Here is a 2,600-nt window from a genome sequence, read left to right on the forward strand (position 1 = left end):
CCCCGTCATGACCGTTTCCACCCGCTCCGTCGCGGCAGACGAGGCCGATCTGCGCCTCGACCGCTGGTTCCGCCGGCACTATCCCGCCCTGACCCAGGGTGCGCTGCAGAAGATGCTGCGCACCGGGCAGATCCGTGTCGACGGCAAGCGGGCCGAGACCGGCACGCGCCTCGCCCCCGGACAGGAGATCCGCATCCCGCCCATGCCCAGCGCCCCGGCGCCGAAGCCGGTCCGCGAGGTCTCGGAACGCGACGCGGCGATGCTGGAGCGCATGGTGATCTACCGCGACGACAGCGTGATCGCGCTCGACAAGCCGCACGGGCTGGCGGTCCAGGGCGGGCCGGGCATCACCCGCAACCTCGATGCCATGCTGGACGCGCTGCGCTTCGGCGCGGAGGAGCGGCCGCGCCTCGTCCACCGGCTGGACCGCGACACCTCCGGCGTGCTGCTGCTGGCCCGCACCGCCGCCGCCGCCGCGAAGCTGGCCGCCGCCTTCCGGGGGCGCGACGCGGAGAAGACCTACTGGGCCGTGGTCGCCGGCGTGCCCACGCCGCGTGAGGGGCGAATCAACATGCCGCTCGCCAAGCTGGCCGGCGCCCGTGGCGAGCGCACCGCCCCGGCCGAGGATGGCGAGGGCACCCGCGCCGTCACCGACTACCGCACCGTGGACGCGGCGCGCGGCCATGCCGCCTGGCTGGAGATGAACCCGCTCACTGGCCGCACGCACCAGCTCCGCGTCCATGCCGCCTCGGCGCTGAAATGCCCGATCGTGGGCGACGGCAAGTATGGCGGCTCGGCGGCGCATCTGGAGGACCTGTCCGGCCAGTTGCACCTGCATGCCCGGGCCATCGCCGTGCCGCACCCCGAGGGCGGGCGGCTGGAGGTGGCGGCGCCGCTGCCGCCGCACATGAACGAGACCTTCGTCTTTCTCGGCTTCGACCGCCCGAAGACCCCTCGCTCCCGCTGGATACGCGGCTAATGGCCACGCCCGAGGCGCCGATGGATGGCGGGCGCCCGCCGGGACCACCCCTGAAACCGCCCGCGGGGCTTCCGCCAGGCCGCGAGCCCACCCCGCCACGCCGCCGCCGGGGCTGGTGGATCGCGGGCGGGGTGGTGCTGGCCCTGCCGCTGCTGGGCTATGCCACCCTGTCTGTGCTGCTGGATGGCGAGTACCTGCGCCGGCGTGTGGAAAGCGCGGTGACCGCCGCCACGGGCCGCCCGTTCACCCTGTCCGGCCCCGTGGGGCTGAAGCTGGCCCTGGTGCCGACCGTGGTGCTGGAAGGCCCGCGCTTCGCCAATGCCCCGGGCGGCTCGCGGCCCGAGATGTTCACCGCCCGCCGCGTGGAGGCGGAGGTGGCGCTGCTGCCGCTGCTGTCGCAGCGGCTGGAGATCCGGCACCTGACGGTGGTGGCGCCGGAACTGCTGCTGGAGACGGATGCCGCGGGGCAGCCCAACTGGCGCTTCCATCCGGCCGCTGCCCCAGCGCAGGCGCCCGATTCCCGGCCCGCCCCGGCACCGGGTGCCGCTTCCACCGGGGGCCGCCCCGTCCAGGGCTATGCGGTGGAGCTGCGCCAGGTGGAGCTGCGCGACGGCAGGGCGGTTTGGCACGACATGCGTTCCGGCCAGACGGAGCAGCTGGCGCTGCCTGCGCTGGCCCTGCACACCGAGGGCGACGGCACGCTCCGCATGATGGGCGATGTCGGCTTCCGGGGTCTCGCCCTGTCGCTGGACGCGCGCGGCGGCAGCCTGTCCGGCCTGCTTTCCGCCCAATCGGGAACCCAGCCGGGGCGGCCCTCCGCCCAGGACTGGCCCATCGACGCCTCCCTGTCCGGCGAGGGGATACAGGCGCAGCTTTCGGGCACCTTCTCCGGAAACGTCTGGTCCGGCCGGCTCAGGGTCTCCGCCGACAACACCGCACGGCTGGCGATGCTGGTGCCGGGACTGGCGCTGCCGCCGGCCGAGGACCTTGCCCTCGATATGGACCTCGCGCCTGGGGGGCCGACGTCGATCCGCCTCGCCGCGGGCAAGGTGGACCTGCCCCGCCGCGACAGCGGGCCGGACATCTCGCTGGGCCCCATCACGGTCACCGCACCGGATCTCGGCGCCCGGGTTTCCGCCACCGGCGAGGCCCAGATCGGCGACCTGCCGCTGAGCTGGAGGGCCGACCTGCCGCCGCCGCGGGCGGTGCGGTCGGGCCGGGGCGGCCCCTGGCCGCTGCAGCTCTCGGTGACCGGCGAGGATCTCGCCCTGTCCCTTGGCGGTACGCTGGCGGGACCGGGCCCCGAAGGCGCGGCGATGGACCTTTCCCTGAAGATCCAGGACCTCCGCACCCTCGGGCAGCGGGCGCACCTGCCCCTGCCCGGCTTGCGGGGCCTGGAGGCCAGCACGCATCTGGTGGGCGAGGCGGATGGCTGGGTCGGGCTGCGGAACCTTTCCCTGCGTTCGGAACAGGCCGAGGCGACGGGCGATCTGCGGCTGCGGCCCGGCAGCGTGCCGGCGGTGGACGGGCGGATCGACGTCGCACGGCTCGATCTCGACGCCATCCCGCCGCCCCTGCCTGTCTCTTGATCACATCTACGCACAGCTCCACCGTAAGGCGA

2 protein-coding genes are annotated in these 2,600 nt (G+C 74.4%); both read left to right on the forward strand.

Going from position 1 to position 2,600, the window contains the following annotated elements:
• Positions 1-7: 7 nt before the first annotated feature.
• The gene (locus tag ROTAS13_RS22775; RefSeq protein WP_058389553.1) at positions 8-979 is read left to right on the forward strand and encodes an RluA family pseudouridine synthase; all 972 of its coding nucleotides are present in this window, start codon (positions 8-10) and stop codon (positions 977-979) included.
• The gene (locus ROTAS13_RS22780) at positions 979-2,568 is read left to right on the forward strand and encodes an AsmA family protein (RefSeq protein WP_075823527.1); all 1,590 of its coding nucleotides are present in this window, start codon (positions 979-981) and stop codon (positions 2,566-2,568) included. The genes ROTAS13_RS22775 and ROTAS13_RS22780 overlap by 1 nt, the downstream gene beginning before the upstream one ends.
• The last annotated feature ends 32 nt before the right edge of the window (positions 2,569-2,600 follow it).

This window comes from Roseomonas sp. TAS13, from assembly GCF_001950415.1.
Taxonomy (GTDB): Bacteria; Pseudomonadota; Alphaproteobacteria; order Acetobacterales; family Acetobacteraceae; genus Roseomonas; species Roseomonas mucosa.